2 protein-coding genes are annotated in these 943 nt (G+C 52.6%); both read right to left on the reverse strand.

The window, feature by feature from the left end:
* Positions 1 to 272: IS3 family transposase (locus FS777_RS21515; protein ID WP_178091312.1), on the reverse strand; the 272-nt coding region annotated here is incomplete at its 3' end.
* 80 nt (positions 273 to 352) lie between these two features.
* A complete protein-coding gene (locus tag FS777_RS21235) occupies positions 353 to 895 on the reverse strand; it encodes a helix-turn-helix domain-containing protein (protein WP_058606153.1) in 543 nt (180 codons plus the stop codon).
* Between the last annotated feature and the right edge of the window lie 48 nt (positions 896 to 943).

Consider the following 943-nt stretch of genomic DNA (forward strand, 5'->3'; position numbering starts at 1 on the left):
GCCCATTTCTGATTAGGGGCTCCTGCCTTGAATTCTCGCCTGAGCAGATCAGGCGCAACCAGTCCCTCTGAGCCTCGGTACGAGCGATATTTCTTCGCCCTGACCAGCGACTGGAGACCCATAAGCTGCATCAGTCGCTGCACCTTCTTGTGATTAATCATCCGACCGTTGTGCTTGAGGGTCTCAGTGATCCGGCGATAGCCATACCGTCCCTTATGCTCGTGATAGACGTTGTTGATACTCTCTTTCAAAGCCGCATGCTTGTCAGTCAACAACACCTTGCTTTGGTAATAAAAGGTACTACGTGCAAGCCCGGCGGCACGTAACAGCAGAGCGAGTCGATGCCCGTGCCTCAATCCCTGGACAGCCTTCGTTTTCTCGCCTGCGCAGTGCGAGGGTCCGCTTGGATCAAGGCATCGAGCTTTTTTAGGTAAGCATTCTCCGCACGCAGATATTCCAGCTCTTCGAGCATTTGCTCGGGTGTCAGGTCGCTATCCGAAGCGGTAGGAGGACTTGCGCTGGTTTTTTTCGATGGCTTACGGGGCATGCTCAACTCTCGGGTATGATGCGGATGAAGTGCTTCAACTCCGCCTTGATCATACAACCTTTTCCACTGCCTGATGCTACTTGGACCACGAATATCAAACTGGATGCAGGCTTGCTGGGCAGACAATCCTTCTTGCTCAATGCACTGCAAAACCTTCAATTTGAACTGGGCATCGTAGCGGCTGTACTTGGCACTTAAACCGGCTGCGCCGTGTTTTTCATAGCCCTTTACCCACCGACGTAGCATCGATGGACTGAGGTCATGCTTTAGCGCCACTTCATGAATGCTAGGAGCAGAAAGGCACTCTTCGATGAGTGCCTGTTTGAGCGCCAGGTTGTATTTCGTCATGGAACACCCTCCGGTGAGATAGGTGTCCAACATTCGGGGGTCAGTTCA

It is taken from the genome of Pseudomonas sp. DE0157, assembly GCF_007678615.1.
In the GTDB taxonomy this organism is placed as follows: Bacteria; Pseudomonadota; Gammaproteobacteria; order Pseudomonadales; family Pseudomonadaceae; genus Aquipseudomonas; species Aquipseudomonas parafulva_B.